Annotated in this window: 12 protein-coding genes; 5 read left to right on the top strand and 7 right to left on the bottom strand. The window is 71.6% G+C overall.

Annotation, left to right across the window (positions count from 1 at the left end; all coding sequences use genetic code 11):
- Positions 1–131 precede the first annotated feature (131 nt).
- Positions 132–1,097 carry a methylmalonyl Co-A mutase-associated GTPase MeaB gene (gene meaB / locus ACGFJ2_RS26995; protein ID WP_357946064.1) on the bottom strand — a complete coding sequence of 322 codons (966 nt, stop codon included), beginning with the start codon at positions 1,095–1,097 and terminating at the stop codon, positions 132–134.
- Between the two features lie 107 nt (positions 1,098–1,204).
- On the opposite strand from meaB, the gene ACGFJ2_RS26990 reads away from it, so the two are divergent.
- From ACGFJ2_RS26990 to ACGFJ2_RS26980, 3 genes are read left to right on the top strand one after another with little or no spacing between them, the layout of a single operon-like run.
- A complete protein-coding gene (locus ACGFJ2_RS26990; protein WP_393472681.1) occupies positions 1,205–2,773 on the top strand; it encodes a serine/threonine protein kinase in 1,569 nt (522 codons plus the stop codon).
- Positions 2,774–2,775: 2 nt separating this feature from the next.
- Entirely contained in the window at positions 2,776–4,383 is a 1,608-nt protein-coding gene (locus ACGFJ2_RS26985; RefSeq protein WP_393472678.1) for a serine/threonine protein kinase, read from the top strand.
- A complete protein-coding gene (locus tag ACGFJ2_RS26980) occupies positions 4,383–4,523 on the top strand; it encodes a hypothetical protein (RefSeq protein ID WP_357946057.1) in 141 nt (46 codons plus the stop codon). The genes ACGFJ2_RS26985 and ACGFJ2_RS26980 overlap by 1 nt, the downstream gene beginning before the upstream one ends.
- Positions 4,524–4,530: 7 nt before the next feature.
- Here the strand turns inward: ACGFJ2_RS26980 and scpA are convergent, their stop codons facing one another.
- From scpA to ACGFJ2_RS26955, 5 genes are all read right to left on the bottom strand, one after another.
- A complete protein-coding gene (gene scpA, locus ACGFJ2_RS26975) occupies positions 4,531–6,699 on the bottom strand; it encodes a methylmalonyl-CoA mutase (RefSeq protein ID WP_393472675.1) in 2,169 nt (722 codons plus the stop codon).
- A complete protein-coding gene (locus ACGFJ2_RS26970; RefSeq protein WP_393472672.1) occupies positions 6,696–8,423 on the bottom strand; it encodes a methylmalonyl-CoA mutase family protein in 1,728 nt (575 codons plus the stop codon). The genes scpA and ACGFJ2_RS26970 overlap by 4 nt, the downstream gene beginning before the upstream one ends.
- Positions 8,424–8,489: 66 nt before the next feature.
- Entirely contained in the window at positions 8,490–9,263 is a 774-nt protein-coding gene (locus ACGFJ2_RS26965; protein WP_393472669.1) for an N-acetylmuramoyl-L-alanine amidase, read from the bottom strand.
- A gap of 88 nt (positions 9,264–9,351) precedes the next feature.
- The gene (gene mtnA / locus ACGFJ2_RS26960) at positions 9,352–10,290 is read right to left on the bottom strand and encodes an S-methyl-5-thioribose-1-phosphate isomerase (RefSeq protein ID WP_358180721.1); all 939 of its coding nucleotides are present in this window, start codon (positions 10,288–10,290) and stop codon (positions 9,352–9,354) included.
- A 45-nt stretch (positions 10,291–10,335) separates the two neighbouring features.
- Positions 10,336–12,201 carry a potassium transporter TrkA gene (locus tag ACGFJ2_RS26955; RefSeq protein ID WP_393472666.1) on the bottom strand — a complete coding sequence of 622 codons (1,866 nt, stop codon included), beginning with the start codon at positions 12,199–12,201 and terminating at the stop codon, positions 10,336–10,338.
- Between the two features lie 108 nt (positions 12,202–12,309).
- Here ACGFJ2_RS26955 and ACGFJ2_RS26950 point away from each other — a divergent pair, with 108 nt between their 5' ends.
- Positions 12,310–13,770, top strand: coding sequence for a serine/threonine-protein kinase (locus ACGFJ2_RS26950; protein WP_393472663.1), 1,461 nt, complete (start codon positions 12,310–12,312; stop codon positions 13,768–13,770).
- An 80-nt stretch (positions 13,771–13,850) separates the two neighbouring features.
- On the top strand, positions 13,851–14,960 hold the full coding sequence (locus ACGFJ2_RS26945) for a DUF5925 domain-containing protein (protein WP_357946036.1): 1,110 nt from the start codon (positions 13,851–13,853) through the stop codon (positions 14,958–14,960).
- 114 nt (positions 14,961–15,074) lie between these two features.
- Here ACGFJ2_RS26945 and ACGFJ2_RS26940 read toward each other — a convergent pair whose 3' ends face one another.
- Positions 15,075–17,207 carry a DUF6493 family protein gene (locus ACGFJ2_RS26940; protein WP_393472660.1) on the bottom strand — a complete coding sequence of 711 codons (2,133 nt, stop codon included), beginning with the start codon at positions 17,205–17,207 and terminating at the stop codon, positions 15,075–15,077.
- Between the last annotated feature and the right edge of the window lie 201 nt (positions 17,208–17,408).

Here is a 17,408-nt window from a genome sequence, read left to right as displayed (position 1 = left end):
CCCTCCAGGCGTAGATGGGGGCAATAGTGACATGAATCACGTCACTGAGTGATTACGGGGCGTAGAAGCGGATGGGATATACCACCCAGCGGAGGAGGAATCTCAACCCGAGACGCACTCACCTAGGCCGATCACCGGCGTGGGCGCTCGAAAGCGGACAGGAGACGGTCGGCGGCGAGGGCCGGGGTGAGGGTCCCCGCGAGGACGTCCCGCTCGACCTCCTCCGCGATCGCCGCCACCTCCGGCGCGTCCCGGAGCTCGGTCAGCAGCCGGTCGCGCACCAGCGTCCACGTCCACTGCACCTGCTGGCGGCGGCGCTTGGCGGCCAGGTCCAGCGACTTCTGGTGGGCCAGCACCTTGCGCCACAGCTCGTCGAGCCCCGCGCCCGTGAGGCCGCTGCAGGTGAGGACCGGCGGCGGCACGCTGTCGGAACGCAGCATGCGCAGCGCCCCCGCGAGCTCCCGCGCCGCCTTGCGCGCCGCGGGCTCGTGCTCGCCGTCCGCCTTGTTGACCGCGATGACGTCGGCCAGTTCGAGCACGCCCTTCTTGATGCCCTGCAGCTGGTCCCCGGTACGCGCCAGGCTGAGCAGCAGGAACGTGTCGACCATGTCGGCCACCGCCGTCTCCGACTGACCGACGCCCACGGTCTCGACGAGCACGACGTCGAACCCGCCCGCCTCCACCACGACCATGGCCTCCCTGGTCGCCTTGGCCACGCCGCCCAGGGTGCCCGAGGTGGGCGAGGGCCGGATGAAGGCGGCGGGGTCCATCGACAGGCGGGCCATGCGGGTCTTGTCGCCCAGGATGCTCCCGCCGGTCCTGGTGGAGGAGGGGTCCACGGCCAGTACGGCGACCTTGTGGCCCTGGCCGGTCAGCATGGTGCCGAGGGCGTCGATGAAGGTGGACTTGCCCACGCCGGGCACCCCTGAGACGCCCACCCGCGTGGCCCCGCCGGACAGCGGGGTGAGCTCGACCAGCAGCCGCTGGGCGAGCGCGATGTGGTCCGCCCTGGTCGACTCCACGAGCGTGATCGCGCGGGCGATCCAGGTACGCGAGCCTTCGCGCACCCCACGGGCATAGTCCTCCAGCGAGCGCACTCGCCCTCCTTTCTCAGGCTTGGTCAGCTTAACTTCCGACAGATCCTGACTTTTGGCGCTAAGGTGCTGGACGTCTATTCTCAGCTGTCACAGGAGTCACTCCCCTTATGCCCAATGTCGAACCCCTACGAGCGGGCGACCCGGCGGCGGTGGGGCGTTATCGGCTCGTCGGACGGCTGGGCGCGGGCGGCCAGGGCGTGGTCTACCTCGGCCAGGCGCGCAACGGGGCGCCGGTCGCGATCAAAGTGCTCCGCGAGGACATCGCGGGCGACGACCGCTTCGCCAAGGAGATCGCCGCCGCGCGGCGGGTGGAGCCGTTCTGCATCGCGCAGGTGCTCGACGCGTCGACCTCTGGCCGGCCGTACATCGTGACCGAGTACGTGGACGGCCCGTCCCTCCAGAACGCGGGCCGACACAGCGGGGCGCGGCTGCAACGGCTCGCGGTCGCGACGGCGACCGCGCTGGCCGCCATCCACCAGGCGGGCGTCGTGCACCGCGACTTCACGCCGTCGAACGTCCTGCTCGGGCGGGACGGCCCGCGCGTCATCGACTTCGGCATCGCCCGCGCGCTGGTCTCCGGGGTGACCTCGACGAGCAGCATCGTCGGCACGCCCGCCTACATGGCTCCGGAGCAGCTGGCGGGGCAGGTGGTGGGGGCTCAGGCGGACGTGTTCGCGTGGGCGTCGGTGATCGTGTACGCGGCGTCGGGGGTGCCGCCGTTCGGCGACGATTCGCTGCCCGCGGTGATCAACCGCATCGTGCACAGCGAACCGCAGGTGGGTGAGCTGCCGGAGCCGCTGCGTTCGGTGGTGCTGAGCTGCCTGGCCAAGGATCCGGCCCGCCGCCCGTCCATGCAGGACGTGCTGCTGCACCTGCTCGGCGGACAGTCCCGGCCTCCGACGCCGCCGGAACAGCCTGGATACGGCGCGGACCGCTCTGGGTACAGTGGCGCGCCCGAGCAGCCTGGCTACGCTCCCGCGCCGGACCAGGCCGGGTATGACGCCGTGCCGGATCAGGGCGGATATGGTCCCGCGCCCGATCAGGACGCCACTCAGGTGAGCCCGCAGGCGGCCGGGGGCGACGGCAAGGCGCGGCCCCGGCGGCGGCGTGTGAAGACCGTCGCCATCGCGGGCGCTTCCGGCATCTCGGTGCTGGCGCTGGGCGCGGCGATCGTGTGGCTGACCCCTTCGACACCGCAACCGAAGACCAAGAACCTGTCCGGCGTCTCCACGCCGACCCCATCGGCCTCCCCCACGCGTACACCCCGTCCGAAGAAGACCCGCACGTCCCAGCCGACCCCGGACCCCGCGAGCCAGAACGGCACCCCCAGCACGGACCCGACGGCCACTTCGGTCGCGGGCGGGCAGCTCAAGGTCCGGTACGTCCGCGCCGGCGGCGCGCTCGACAACGGGTGCTACTCCGGTGGCCAGGTGACGCTCAGGGGGCTGGTCCAGCGCCAGGGTAATCCGCTGAACTTCAGCTTCGCCTGGGTCATCGACGGCAGGACGGTGTCGCGGTCGACGGCCACCATCCCGCAGGACGGCGAGCTGTACCTGACCTCGCCCCGCAACATCAAGGGCGCCGGAAGCACCCACCTCGCGACCCTGCGGATCACCTCGCCCGTGGCCAGGCAGCGGAGCGTCTCCGTCACGCTGTGCCCGGGTGAGACGAACTGACGATGGCCGCGGAACCGCTCCTGCCGGAGGACCCCGGCGCTGTCGGCCCGTACCGGCTGGTCGGGCGGCTGGGCGAGGGCGGCCAGGGCGTGGTCTACCTGGCGCAGGCGCCGAACGGTGGGCCGGTCGCGGTCAAGGTGCTGCTGGACGGGCTGGTCGGGGACGACCGCTTCGCCAAGGAGGTCGCGGCGGCGCGGCGGGTGGAGCCGTTCTGCATCGCGCAGGTGCTGGACGCCTCGCTGGGCGCCCGGCCGTACATCGTGACCGAGTACGTCGAAGGCCCCTCGCTCCAGCAGGCGGGCCGGCACAGCGGCGGCGACCTGCAGCGACTGGCCGTGGCGACCGCCACGGCGCTGGCGGCCATCCACGCGGCCGGCATCGTGCACCGCGACTTCAAACCGGCGAACGTGCTGCTCGGACGGGACGGCCCGCGCGTCATCGACTTCGGCATCGCCCGCGCGACGGACTCCGCGCTCACGGTCACCAGCGGCATCGTCGGCACGCCCGCCTACATGGCGCCGGAACAGCTGGCCGGGGCGCCCGCCGGGCCGGCGGCGGACGTGTTCGCGTGGGGGTCGGTGATCGTGTACGCGGCCGGCGGGGAGCCGCCGTTCGGGCAGGACTCGCTGCCCGCCGTCATCAGCCGCATCCTCAACAACGAACCCCAGCTGGGGGACCTGCCGCGGTCGCTGCAGGCGATCGTGTACGCGTGCCTGTCCAAGGACCCGGCCCGCCGCCCGACCATGCAGGACGTCCTGCTGCGGCTCCTCGGCGGCCAGTCGTCCGGTACGCCGGTCGCCGGGCCCGGCTTCCCAGCGACCGGGGCCCACGGGGCCGTGCCCGGCGCGCACGGCTCGATGGGCGCCGGGCACGGCCCGCAGCCCACGGGACCGATCGGGCCCGGCCAAGGCATGGAGCAGGGACAGGCGGCGGGGCGTGGGCGGGTGCTCATCCCGCTGTTAGCCGGGGGCGGGAGTGTGGCGATCATGGCGTCCATCGCCACCACCGTGACGCTCGCGTTCCCGCCGGGCACGGGGACCCAGCCGCCCGCGGCCGCCTCCTCGCCCAAGACAGGCGTCCAAACCGCGGACACCACCCCGTCGAAGAGTCCCCGGCCGCGCAAGACCACCACCCGCAAGCCCACGCGAAAACCCAGCGTGAGCCCCACCGTGAAACCCACGACAAAGCTCACCGCGGAGCCCACGACCAAGCCCACGTCCTCCCCCGAACGCTCGACGCCCGCCCCCACCCGCACCACGAAGAAGCCCGCCGTCACCAAGGGCAACCTCTCGATCCTCGCCATCCGCGCCATGGGCGCCCACCCCACGAACGGCTGCCTCATGCCGCCGGTCAACTTCGACACCAACGTGGAGACGGACAAGACCCCGCCGGGCGAGTACGACGTGCTGAAGTACAACTTCGCCTGGCTCATCGACGGCAAGACCGTCATGCGGCGCGGGGGCCTGATCGGCCATGGGGAGTACACCGGCTGGGAAGGGTCGCAGGGCTACATGGTGAAGGAAGGCACGCACACGGTCACGTTCAAGTTGACGTCGCCGGTCGTCAAGAGCAGATCCACGACGTTCTCCGTCTGCTCCATCGAAGACTGATGACGGAGCGGGACCCTACCGAGATCGGCCCGTACCGGCTGACCAGGCGGCTGGGCGCGGGCGGTCAGGGCGTGGTCTACCTGGGGTACGCCCCGGACGGCACGCAGGTCGCCGTCAAGGTGCTGGACCGGCTGGACTGAGCCCGGGTCAGTGCCCCAGGCGGGACGCGAGCTCCTCCAGCAGGTCCAGGGCGGCGTCGGCGATCACCGTACCGGGCGGGAAGATCGCCGAGGCGCCGGCCGCGCGCAGTTCGTCGAAGTCGCCCGGCGGGACGACGCCGCCGACCACGATCATCACGTCGTCCGCGCCCAGCGCCGCCAGTGCCTGCCTGAGCGCGGGCACCAGGGTCAGGTGCCCGGCCGCCAGCGAGGACACGCCGACGATGTGCACGTCCGCCTCGACGGCCTGCCGCGCCACCTCCTCCGGCGTCTGGAACAGCGGGCCGACGTCCACGTCGAACCCCAGGTCGGCGAACGCGGTGGCGATCACCTTCTGGCCGCGGTCGTGGCCGTCCTGGCCCATCTTGGCCACCAGGATGCGCGGGCGACGGCCTTCGGCGCGCTCGAAGTCGGCGCTCGCCCGGCGTACCCGCTCGATGTTGGCGGCCGGGCCCGCCTCGTCGCGATACACGCCGGAGATGGTACGGACCTGCTCCGCGTGGCGCCCGAAGACCCGCTCCAGCGCGTCGGAGATCTCGCCCACGGTCGCCTTGGCGCGGGCGGCGTCGACCGCCAGTTTGAGCAGGTTGTGCTCGAGACCGGGAGTGGGCTCGCCGGCGGCCTTCGTCAAGGCGTCGAGCGCGCGGGCCACGGCGCCGCCGTCGCGTTCGGCCCGCAACCTGCGCAGCTTGTCGAGCTGCTGCGCCCGCACGGCGCTGTTGTCGACCTTGAGCACCTCGATCGGTTCGTCGGCGTCGGTGCGGTACTTGTTCACGCCGATCACGGGCTGGCGGCCCGAGTCGATGCGGGCCTGGGCGCGGGCCGCGGCCTCCTCGATGCGGAGCTTGGGCAGCCCGGCCTCGATGGCGCGGGCCATGCCACCGGCGGCCTCGACCTCCTGGATGTGGGCCCAGGCGCGTTCGGCGAGATCGTGGGTGAGGCGTTCGACGTAGTAGGAGCCGCCCCACGGGTCGATCACCTTGGTGGTGCCCGACTCCTGCTGGAGGAGGAGCTGGGTGTTGCGGGCGATGCGGGCGGAGAAGTCGGTGGGCAGCGCGAGCGCCTCGTCGAGGGCGTTGGTGTGCAGGGACTGGGTGTGGCCCTGGGTGGCGGCCATGGCCTCGACGCACGTACGGGCGACGTTGTTGAACGGGTCCTGCGCGGTGAGGGACCAGCCGGAGGTCTGGGAGTGGGTACGGAGGCTCAGCGATTTCGGATTTTTCGCATTAAATCCGGAAACGAGGTTCGCCCACAGGAGGCGGGCGGCCCGGAGTTTGGCGACCTCCATGAAAAAGTTCATGCCGATGCACCAGAAGAACGACAGCCTGGGCGCGAACCTGTCGACGTCCATCCCGGCGGCGACGCCTGCCCGCAGGTATTCGACCCCGTCGGCCAGCGTGTAGGCGAGTTCGAGGTCACAGGTGGCCCCGGCCTCCTGGATGTGATAGCCGGAGATACTGATGGAATTAAACTTCGGCATCTTTTCACTGGTAAACGCGAAAATATCCGAAATTATGCGCATCGATGGGCCTGGGGGATAAATGTAGGTGTTGCGGACCATGAACTCTTTGAGGATGTCGTTCTGGATGGTCCCGGCCAGCTGCTCGGGCGCCACCCCCTGCTCCTCGGCCGCCACGATGTAGAGCGCCAGTACGGGCAGGACCGCGCCGTTCATGGTCATCGACACCGACATCCGGTCGAGCGGGATCCCGTCGAACAACTGCCGCATGTCATAGATCGAGTCGATCGCCACCCCGGCCATGCCCACGTCACCGGCCACCCGCGGATGGTCGGAGTCGTAGCCCCGGTGCGTGGCCAGGTCGAACGCCACCGACAGACCTTTCTGCCCGGCGGCCAGGTTGCGGCGGTAGAAGGCGTTGGAGTCCTCGGCCGTGGAGAAGCCCGCGTACTGGCGGATCGTCCAGGGCTGGTTGACGTACATGGTCGGATAGGGGCCGCGCAGGTACGGCGCGGCACCCGGATAGGTCCGCAGGAAGTCGAGCCCGTCGAGGTCGTCGGCCGTGTAGACCGGCTTGACCCCGATCCCCTCGGGCGTATCCCAGACCTCGGCGGCCTCTACGGCGGCATCTACGGCGGGCTGAGCGGGCTCGGTGGGGGTCGGGTCGGTCAGTGGGATGGCCGAGAAGTCCGGGATCATCGCGTCACCTCCAGGTCGTCGAAGGTCGTGCGGAGCACGGCGAGCGCGTCGCACCCGGCGTAGAGGCGGCCGTCGACGCCTTCGTAGCTCCCCTTCCCCGCCAGCCAGATCTTTTTCGCGCCCGCCCGTCTCAGCGCGGCGGCGACCGCCTCGGCGTGCAGGCCGTACATCTTGTCGCTGGAGCACAGGCAGGCCACGTCGCTGCCGCTGACGGCGAAGGCGGTGGCGATCTGGTCGGGGTCGGTCCCCGGCCCGGCGGTCTGGGTGGCCAGGCCGCCCGCCTGGAACAGGTTCGCGGCGAACGCGGCGCGGGCCGTGTGGGCGGCGACGGGTCCGAAGGTGGCCAGGAACACCACGGGCCGCTCCGGCTGCGCGTCAGCGAGATCCCGCAGCTCCTCGAACTCCCGCGCGTACCGGATCCGCGGCAACCCCTCCCCCGCGAGTGCGCCCCCGTCACCGGGGCTCCGGCGGACCGGTTTCTCGTCGAGGTGGGGGAATTCGCTCACGCCGGTGATCGGGAAGCGCCGGTGGGCGATGTCGTCGGCACGGCGTTCCCTGGTCTCCGCGATCCGCTCGGCGACCAGGCCGGAGGCCGCCGTGATCCCCCCTGCGGCCTCGATCTCCTGGAACCAGGCCCAGGCGCGGTCGGCCAGGTCGGCGGTGCGGCGCTCGACGTACCAGGAGCCGGCCGCCGGGTCGGCCACCCGGCCGGCCCCGGCCTCCTCCAGCAGCAGCGCCTGCGTGTTGCGCGCCATCCGCCGGGCGAACGCGTCCGGCACCCCCAGGCACGCGTCGAACGGCTGCACGGTCACCGCGTCCGCGCCCCCCACTCCGGCGGCGAAGCAGGCGATGGTGGTGCGGAGCAGGTTCACCCAGGGGTCGCGGGCGGTCATCATGGCGGAACTCGTCACCGCGTGCTGCAGCTGCCCGCCGTCCGGCGCCCCGCACACCTCGGCCACCCGCGCCCAGAGCGTACGGGCGGCCCGCAGCTTGGCGATGGCGGCGAACTGGTCGTCGGTGACGGCGTAACGGAACTCCAGCTGCCCGAACGCCTGCTCGACCGGGAGCCCCGCACCGGTGAGCGCACGCAGGTGCTCGACGCCCAGCGCGATCGAGCAGCCGAGCTCGTCGGCGTCGCTCCCGCCCGCGTCGTGGTACGGTGTGGCGTCCAGCAGGACGGCCCGCATCCCCGGGAAGCCTTCCGCGCACCGCGCCGCCAGCTCGGCCGTCATGTCCCGGCCGGCCGTACCGATCGAGGCGCCCAGGTTGCCCGTCGGCGAGACGCCGCGCTCCGCCGCCAGCCCGAACAGGGTCTCGGCGGCCTCCCGTACCTCGGGCCCGGCCTCCAGGACGATCGGCGCGAGGTCCAGAAGGACCTCCCGCAGCAGGTCGGCGAGCCGCTCGACCGGGATCGCGCCGGCACCCAGGACCAGCCAGAGCGAGGTGACACCGTGCTCCAGATCGGCCAGTACGGCCTCCGCGTCGGCCACGGCGTGCCGCTGCCGCACATCCCACCCGGCGCGCGCCCCAGGGGCGCCCTTCCTCAGGGTCTTGGGGAGATCGGCGGCGTCGTAGAGCGGCGCGAGCGTCACCCCGTCGTACGTGATGCTGGACAGCGCCTCTTCGGGCGACTCCGCTTCGACACCCGTCTTACGCAGGACCTCAAGCGCCAGCGCCCGCCAGTCATCCCGATTGGTGGGGGGAAAACCCGCTACCAGATGCATGTTCGGATAGTAGGCGTTGCCCTGTTAGGCGAGGAACCCCGGGTTCGCCCCTGACCGACCCCACTGTCAGGGCAGCGGTGCCTCCCAGCTCAGCCGCCAGGTGGTCGGACCGACGATGCCGTCATCCTCGATGCTCACGCTGCGCTGGAAACGACGGCACACGTCGCGCGAGCCACTGCCGTAGGCGCCGTCGACCTCGATCTCCCAGCCGCGTACCTTCATCTGCTGCTGCCACGTACGCACGTCCTCGCCCTGCATCACGGGCGGGTACTTGAGCAGCCGCCCGGGGAACGGCGGCGCCGTCGGCACCTCGGGCCCACCGCCGCCGCCACCCGGCCGGGGCGCGCCGCGCTTGACCCACGCGTAGAGGGGCTCGCCCGGGCAGTCGGTCGAGTAGCCGTCCCGGTGCCCCTTGATCTCCTTGCCCGCCTTGCCGCGTTCCCGGACGTACTCGACCGCGTCCAGGATGCCGTTGAGCAGGCCGTCGGGCGGCTCCACCAGCCCGGCGTTGCCGACCAGGCCGAGCACGGCGTAATGGCCCGAGTTGAGCCCGGCCCCGTTGGCCGCCGGTAAGTGGTGCAGCCCTCGCCCCTCGAACACCTTCCGATGCGGACAGGCGACGAACGAATAACCGATGTCGATCCAGCCGTTGCCGTCCATGTGGTAGCCCTGAACGGACTGCACCAGCGACACACAGCCCGCGTGGTCGGCGAGGATGCCCGGTTCGACCCGGCCGCCCGTGTAGTGGACCTTTACTCCTTTGGTGGAGTCGAGCTGTGTGTAGTCACCGTGCGGGGCACGGGCGTGCCAGTCACGCCGTAACACGAGGTCGATGGCCACCTTGTGTCTCCGGGGGTAGGGGAATGTGACCACTGAGCGTAGCCCGGAGTGCGCGGAAAGGTCGGTAGATCTGGATTTTTTATGGTTCTTACGGTCTGATCACCCTTTTGTCGGTGACGATCGCGGTGATGAGGTCGTGCGGGGTCACGTCGAACGCCGGGTTCAGCGCCCGCGTGCCCTCGGGCGCCACCCGCATGCCCCTGATGGAGACGATCTCGTCGGCGCCTCTGTCCTCGATCTCGATCTGCCGGCCCGAGGGGGTGGCCTGGTCGATGGTGGTCTCGGGCGCGACGACGATGAACGGCACCCCGGCCCGTTCCGCGCCGAGCGCCAGCGCGTACGAGCCGATCTTGTTGGCGGTGTCGCCGTTGGCGGCGATGCGGTCGGCGCCGATGAGCACCGCGTCGATGTCCCCCTTGGCCAGCAGGTACGGCCCGGCGGAGTCGGCGACGAGCCGGTGCGGCGCGCCCATCCTGCCGAGCTCCCACGTGGTGAGCCGGGCCCCCTGCAGCAGCGGACGGGTCTCCAGGGCGAGCACTTCGGCCAGCCGGCCGCGCTCGTGCAGCGTCTGGACGACGCCGAGCGCGGTGCCCCGTTCGACGGCCGCCAGACCGCCGGTGTTGCACACGGTCATGATGCGCAGCCGGTCGCCTTCGAGCAGGTCGGCACCGCGCCGGCCCATCGCCTCGCACGCGGCGATGTCGTCGTCGCGGATCCGCAGCGCGGCCTTGAGCACGGCCTGCGGCCCCTTGGGCAGGTGCGTGGCGGCCTGGTCGACGCCCCAGGCGAGGTTCACGGCGGTGGGCCGGGCCGCGCGCAGCCTGGCTATGGCGTCCTGGTCGCCGGCCGCCAGCACGACGCCGAGCGCCCCGGCCACGCCGAGCGCGGGCGCCCCGCGTACGGCCAGCCGCCGGATGGCGTCGATCAGGTCCGCGACGGTCTCGATCCGCACCATGACGCACTCGTCCGGCAGGCGCGTCTGATCCACCAGCTCGACCGCGCCGTCTACCCAGTCAATCGTCCTCACGCCCAAACCGTAGCCTTCCGGGCAAGTCCGCGCCGTCGCCCGGGTTCAGCGCTCGGCCAGGACGATCACCGCGTCCTGCCGGTTCAGCACGATGGGCTGGGACTTCGGTGGGTTGAGGACGATGCCGTAGTGCGGCGGGACGTTGAGCGCCGAGCTGTCGCGGTAGCCGATGGCCGTCTCGCCTCTGCGGCGCGCCGCCTCTATGACCGTCGAGAAGGTGAACTGCGTACCTGAGGCCACGTACGAGCCGGCGGGGCGCGGGTAGATCTCCGAACCGCGCGAGTCGAACAGGTAGCCGAACACGTCCGCCAGGTGGCGGTTCTCCGCCAGCTGGGCCAGCAGGAGGCCGATCACCGTGTCGCTGATCACGATGTCGTCGGCCTCGGTCACCTCCGCGAGCGCGCGGTTGTGCTCGTCGTGCATCTCGCTGACGATCGAGTAGTGCTCGCCCATCGCGCTCTGCATGTCGCGCAGCTGCAGCAGCGTCATGAGCGTGCGGGTGTCGGCGTGGTGCGGCTTGAAGCGGTCGTCCGACAGGACGATGACGTGCTGGAAGAGGCCGACGCCGAGGGATTCGAGCGCGTACCGGTCCGTGGTGTCGCATTCCTTGACGTTCACGGTGAGGTTGACCAGGTCCGCCAGGCCGGTCCCGGCCTTGGGGTGGTCGGCGGCGATCTCCAGGACGGAGCCGGGGGCGACGTAGGCGTCGAGGTAGTGGACGATCTGGTCGGCCCGGCCGTTCCAGTTGAGCAGGAGCGTGCGTTCGGGTTCGAGCGGGGAGCCGCCGGCGACGGCGATCGCGCTCTGCTCGAGGGCGGGCGCGCCGGTGGCGAGCCGGATGGCGGAGTCGTCGTGGGCGATGACGATGATCTGGTCGGCGGCCTCGATGACGGTGTCCATGGGCGGGTTCAGGATGACTCCGGTGGGCCGGCGCAGGCCGATGACCGTGGCCGTCTCGTAGGCGTGCAGCGCGTCGCCGTACGTGCTGCCCGCCAGCTCCGTCCCGGCGCGCAGGTAGATCTCGCCGCCGTCGAAGTTCAGCAGGTCCATGCAGACGACGGACATGCCCGACTGCCGCGAGGACTGGACGATGAGCCGGGCGGCGGTGTCGTCGGAGTCGACCAGGTGCACGTCCTTGCCGCCGGCCAGGCGGGCCGCGGCGATGTTGCGGCTGGCGGCGATGGCGGCGACCACCGGCGGGCGGGTGCCCTGGCGCTTGGCCAGGGCGAGCAGGATCTTGATGACATGCGCGTCGGGGTCCTCGCCGTCGGGTGAGAGCACGACGACGGACCGGGCGGCGGCCAGGTTCATCAGGTTGAGGTCACGCGACTCGGTGGGCCGTCCCGTACGGCAGACCAGGCGGGTCCTGCCCAGGTCGCCGATGTTCTCGCGGATGTCCTCCTCCATGGCCAGCTTGTCGCGTTCGGCCAGTACGGCGATGACCGAGCCCGGCTGGCTGGCATGCGCCTTGGCCAGCTCGGCGACGATCGTGAACACCTGGTCCGACCAGCCGAGCACCACCGTGTGCCCGGACTCGACGATGCGGGAGCGGCCCCTGCGCAGCCGGTCGACCTTCTGCTTGAGGCCGTTGGACAGCAGGCCGACGAGCATGCTGACGACGAAGATGCCGCCGAGCGACCCGGCGAACATCACCGCCATATAGGCGACCGACCCCTTGTCGCTGGCGACCTTGCTCGGGGTGAGCGCGTGCATGAGCGCGATCCACATCACGTGGCCGGCGCCGCCGACGCCCTCGGGCTCCTCTGGAGCCAGCCAGAGAGTGAGCCCGGCGACCACCACGATGAGCCCGACCGACACCACGGCCAGCCAGCCGATCAGTGAGGCCGTGCCCTTCGACATGGTGTTGTCGAACCAGTACCGCGCCCGCTCGCGGAACGTCACCCTCGCCACCCCAGAAACCCCCACGTACGCAGTGATTCGATCAAGGACACTTTCGATCGAGGACACAAGGTACCGGGCTATCTCTACGGATGCATGGCGAGCGGTAACGTATCCGCCATGGCGACCCCCCTGACCCCGGACGACCCGGCGTCGCTGGGCGCGTACCGGCTGGCCGGGCGGCTCGGCAAGGGCGGGCAGGGCGTCGTCTACCTGGCGCACTCCCGCGACGGCGAGGCGGTCGCGATCAAGCTGCTCAGCACCGGTGACGAGGAGACCCGCGCGCGGCTGGCGCGGGAGCTCGACGCGCTGGAGAGCATCGCCTCCTTCTGTACGGCGCGCGTGCTGGACGCCTCGATCGACGGGCCGCGGCCCTACGTCGTGAGCGAATTCGTGGAGGGGTTGTCGCTGGCGGAGCGCGCCCGCGAACGCGGCCCGCTGCGCGGCGGCGAGCTGGAACGCCTGGTGGTCGGCACGGCCACGGCCCTGGCCGCCATCCACGCGGCGGGCATCGTGCACCGCGACTTCAAGCCGGCCAACGTCCTGCTCGGCCCGGACGGGCCCCGCGTGGTGGACTTCGGCATCGCCAGGGCGGAGGGCGCGGCGACGCTGACCTCGGGACTGATCGGGACGCCCGCCTACCTGTCGCCCGAGCAGATCGCCGGCTCGCCCGCCTCCCCGGCGTCGGACGTGTTCGCGTGGGCGGCGACGATGGTGTTCGCGGCGACCGGTCGCAGCCCGTTCGGCGCGGACACGGTGCCCGCGGTGCTGCACCGGGTCCTGCACGCCGACCCGGACCTGTCGGAGTTGCCGCCCCGGCTGCGCGGGCTGATGGCGTCGTGCCTGGCGAAGGACCCCGCGCACCGACCCACGGCCCGCGACCTGATGGTCTCCCTGGTCAATCCGATGTCGACCCCACCCGCCCCCGCGCCGGGCATCCCTGCCGGCCAGGCCACCGAGAGGCCGGGCGTTCCCAATACAAGCGCGGGAGAACGTACGGGACCGCGAGCCGCGGCGCTCACCACGGACGTCTCCAAGCGGAACCGCCCGCACGGCCTGCTGATCGGCGCGGCGGTGGCTGTGCTCGCCCTGGTGGCGGCGGGAGAGACCATCCGGTGGGCCAGCCCCGCCCCGGGCGACACCACGGCCCAGACGTCCTCGAGCACCACCCAGGAACCCACGAGCACCCCTCAGGCGACCGCCAACGAGAAGAACGTCACCAAGCAGAAGCCGCAAAGCGGTTCGCTGAAGATCCCCGGCACGTTCGCCGGCAAGTGGTCCGGCCGCACCACCTCCACGAACCCGATCGACTCCGACGGCGCCACCGTCACGATCGACCTGAAGACCGGGCAGTCCACCGCCGGGTGGGCCGAGAAGGACAGCGCCACCAGCTGCACCGGCAAGATCACCCTGACGCGGGTGGCCGGGACGAAGCTCACCTTCTCCCTCCAGCCCGACACCATCGACTGCATCGCCGGCACGGTCTGGCTCACGCTCGACGGCGGCAAGCTCACCTACATGTGGCGCGACGTACCGGGGCCCGGCATCGTCGAGGAGACCGGGGACCTGAGCAAGGGCTGACACCCGGAACGCCAGCAATACCTCTGGAATTGCGCAAATGCCGTCGACAGACCGGGCCGCGAACCTGGATCATTACTGTTATGTCTGTGATTAAGGAGGTGCCGTTCCCCAGCCCGGACTCCCCTGAGCTCCCGATGAACATCTGGATCGACGACGCCGACTCCGCCATCGACGTCATCGACGCTCTGGCCCTGTCGCCGTTCGCGACCGGCGTCCAGCCCTGGTCCCGCCTGGCCAACCTGGAGCGCGTACGCCCCGACGCCGCGCTCCGCCCCGAGCAGGGCCGGACCGTACGCACCGCGCAGGTACAGGACGGCTCCGTGTCGAGCCTGATCTGCGGCGACGGCTGGACCCTGCGGGTCATCCGGCACCGCAACCGCACCGCGACCGTCAGCGTCACGGCGGTCAGCGACGAGCTGGCCCGCTCCGTGCTGAAGGAGTGCACCGAGGGCGCCGAGGAGCCGGAGCCCGACACCGACCACGTCGAGATGGGCTTCTGGTGGCGTGGCGCGCACGGCGGCACCCGCTCCGAGAAGCCGATCACCGCTTCGCCCTGGGACGAGATCAGCGGCAACTACTCCGCCCGCGTACGCGGCTCGCTCGACGGCCTGATGGCGGTCACCCCGGCCGACATCGGCGGCCGCCTCGTCCTGCTGCACGGGCCGCCGGGCACGGGCAAGACCACGCTGCTGCGCTCGCTGGCCAAGCAGTGGCAGGACTGGTGCCAGGTGGACTGCGTACTCGATCCGGAGCGCCTGTTCAACGAGCCGGGCTACCTGATGGAGGTGGCGGTCGGCTACGACACCGACGAGGAGGCGCAGCGGTGGCGGCTGCTCGTGCTGGAGGACTGCGACGAGCTGATCAGCTCCTCCGCCAAGGCCCAGACGGGCCAGGGGCTGTCGCGGCTGCTGAACCTCACCGACGGCCTGCTGGGACAGGGCCGTGACGTGCTGGTGGCGATCACCACGAACGAGGACCTGACCCGGCTGCACCCCGCCGTCGTACGTCCGGGCCGGTGCCTGGCCCAGATCGAGATCGGCCCGCTGACCAGGAACGAGGCGGTCGGCTGGCTCGGCTCGTCCGAGGGCGTCGGCCCGTCGGGCGCGACGCTGGCGGAGCTGTACGCGCTCCGCTCGGGCCGCGCGATCTCCCCACCCACCGAGGGCGAATCCACCGGTCTGTACCTCTGACCTCCCACCCGCGCCACCGGCCGAGGCGACATGCCCCGGCCGGGCAGGCGGGCGGCCGGATCAGGCGAGCCCGACGTCGAGCCGATTCTGGCGAGCCGGTTCTGGCGAGCCGGTTCAGGTGAGCCGGGCGTGGAGGCGGCGTGCTTCGCGGACGATGCCGCTGCTCCCCTTGCGTCGCGCGATCTCCGCGACACACGGCAGCTCACCCCGCGCCCCCGCCCACGACGCGGCCCGTACGGCGAAGCCGAGCGCCTGCGTGTGGGCGGTGCGCGCCCGCTCCCCGGGCCCGGGCAGATAGACCGTCAGAAACGCGGCCACCACCTCCCAAACCTCCCGATGCGCCCCATACCGAGCCGCGCTCTCCAGCGACTCGACCACCGCGCTCAGCTTGTACCAGGCCCTGCGCAACAGCAGCGCGAGCTGCCGCCCCACCTCGGCGGCGGGAAGATCGCCCCGCCCGGCCATCTCGACCAGCACCCGGACCCCCTCATTGGGCTGCTTCCCGCCCGCCCAGGAGTCCCGTTCGACCAGGAAGTACGCCAGGAGCAGCGCGACCCCCTCACCCGCCGGCCCACCAGCTCGGGCCAGCGCCCACAGCATGTCGGGCTCCACCCCGGGCGCGTTCCAGTGGTAGAGCAGGAACGGCAGGCAGTGCACCGCCACCGCCTCCCGGTCCGACGGCAGAACGGCGGGCCACCACGACAGGTAGACGCCGTGACCGTCCCGGCGCGACGCGTCCGGATCGTCGAACAGATCACGGAGCGGCCCGAACCCGCCGTACAAGGAAGGGAGCGGACCGGACTCGCCGTGCGCGAGACCGGGCAGACCCGACTCACCACGTGAGAGACCAAGCGGCCCCGACTCGCCGCACGGGAGGGCGATCCTGGGCACGAGGTCGGGATGCTTCCCGCCGGCGGGCTCGTGGTCGCCCGTGTAGGTGGTGGAGCCGCGGGTCCACTCGACGGCGGTCACCGGCACGGGCCGGCCGCCGCTCATCCAGCGTGCGGCCGTGACGCCCGCCGCGGACGTCAGCCCGCCCGCCCGCGCCGCCACCTCGGGCGCGACCGAGCGGGGCAGCCGCAGGAGCGCCTGCCACAGGTCGGCGTCCATGACCTTGGCACCAGTACGTTCGTAGCCTTCCAGCCGGTCGACCAGCACGCCGGGATCCAGGTGCCCGGTGCCGCTCGTGGGGGTCGCCAGCAGGTACGGCGGCAGCGCACCCGCCCGCAGCGCCGCGTGGACCTCGGCCCAGCGCCGCAGCAGGAACAGGTGCGGCGGCGACACCCGCACGGGCGACGGCAGCAGCGACGACGACCGGCCGAGCCAGGTCTCGGGCGTGACGATCTGCCTGGCCATCGCCTCGGACCACTGGTCCAGGTAGCGCCACTCCGGCTGCACGTCCAGGCGCGTCGGCCAGCTCGTCCAGCGGGCCAGGACCGAGCGGAGCAGGTCACGGTCGTCAGTGCAGAACCGGACGAACCCCTCCAGCCACCGCTCGGCGCCCTGCCAGTCCTCGCGCTCGGGGAAGGCGCCCAGTTCCCGGATGTCACCGATCAGCGGGAAACGGGCGTCCTCCTGGGGAGACGCGGGCAGCGGCATGGGCATGAAGCAGGCGTCGTCCTCGTCGGCCGCCACCTCACCGCCGAACACCGTCACGAGTTGTTCGCCGAGGTCCGGCGGCAGCAACCCGAGCGCGTCACGGATCACCTCGGCGCCCGTGGGAGTGAAGCGGGCGGCGTGCTTGAGCGCCAGCCGTACGGCCCGCTCCTGGAGGTCGGGGGCGTCGCACGCGAAGGCGTACGCCAGGGCCGGCGCGTAGTCGTCGGCATCGTCAGCGGCGTCGCGGGCGGCCTGGTCGAGCCAGCTCAGCCCGATCGACACCAGCTTGCGCTCGGGCCTGAACAGCAGCGCCTGCAGGGCCTCGGCCACGTCGGCGGGGTCGAGCGTGTCGAGGCGGCGCAGGTGCCGCAGCGCCAGCTCGGCGACCACAGGTGGCGCGGCGGGCAGCAACCGCAGGTAGTCGTGGGCCCGCGCCGCGACCTCGGCGGGGGCGGGCTCGACGAGCTCGTGCAGCCGGGCGAAGAAGCGCAGGTCAGCGGCCTGGCCGCCACGCAGGAAGCGGCGGACGCAGCCGTCGAGCAGCAGCTCCCGGTCGATCACGCCCGCGCGCACGGTCTCCGCGATCTCCGCGATCTTGACCGCGTCACGGGTGGCGATGGCCTCCTCGACGACCTCCCAACCGCTCACGCCCTGTCCTCGAACCTGAGCCGGCCGCTGAAGATTCCGGGATCGGTCCGGGAGCCGGATAACGCCGTCCCACCGGAGGTCGAGAGAGCGGGTCTGCCATCGGTGAGCAGGGAGGGTCCGGCGTAGGAATACGCCTGCACTGCTTGAGTCATGGCCGGAACATTAGAGATCACCACCGACAAGATCACCGCAGTACGTAAA

Origin of the sequence: Nonomuraea sp. NPDC049028 (genome assembly GCF_043197735.1) — a bacterium.
Lineage (GTDB): Bacteria > Actinomycetota > Actinomycetes > Streptosporangiales > Streptosporangiaceae > Nonomuraea.
This window is presented reverse-complemented; position numbering and strand designations above follow the sequence as displayed.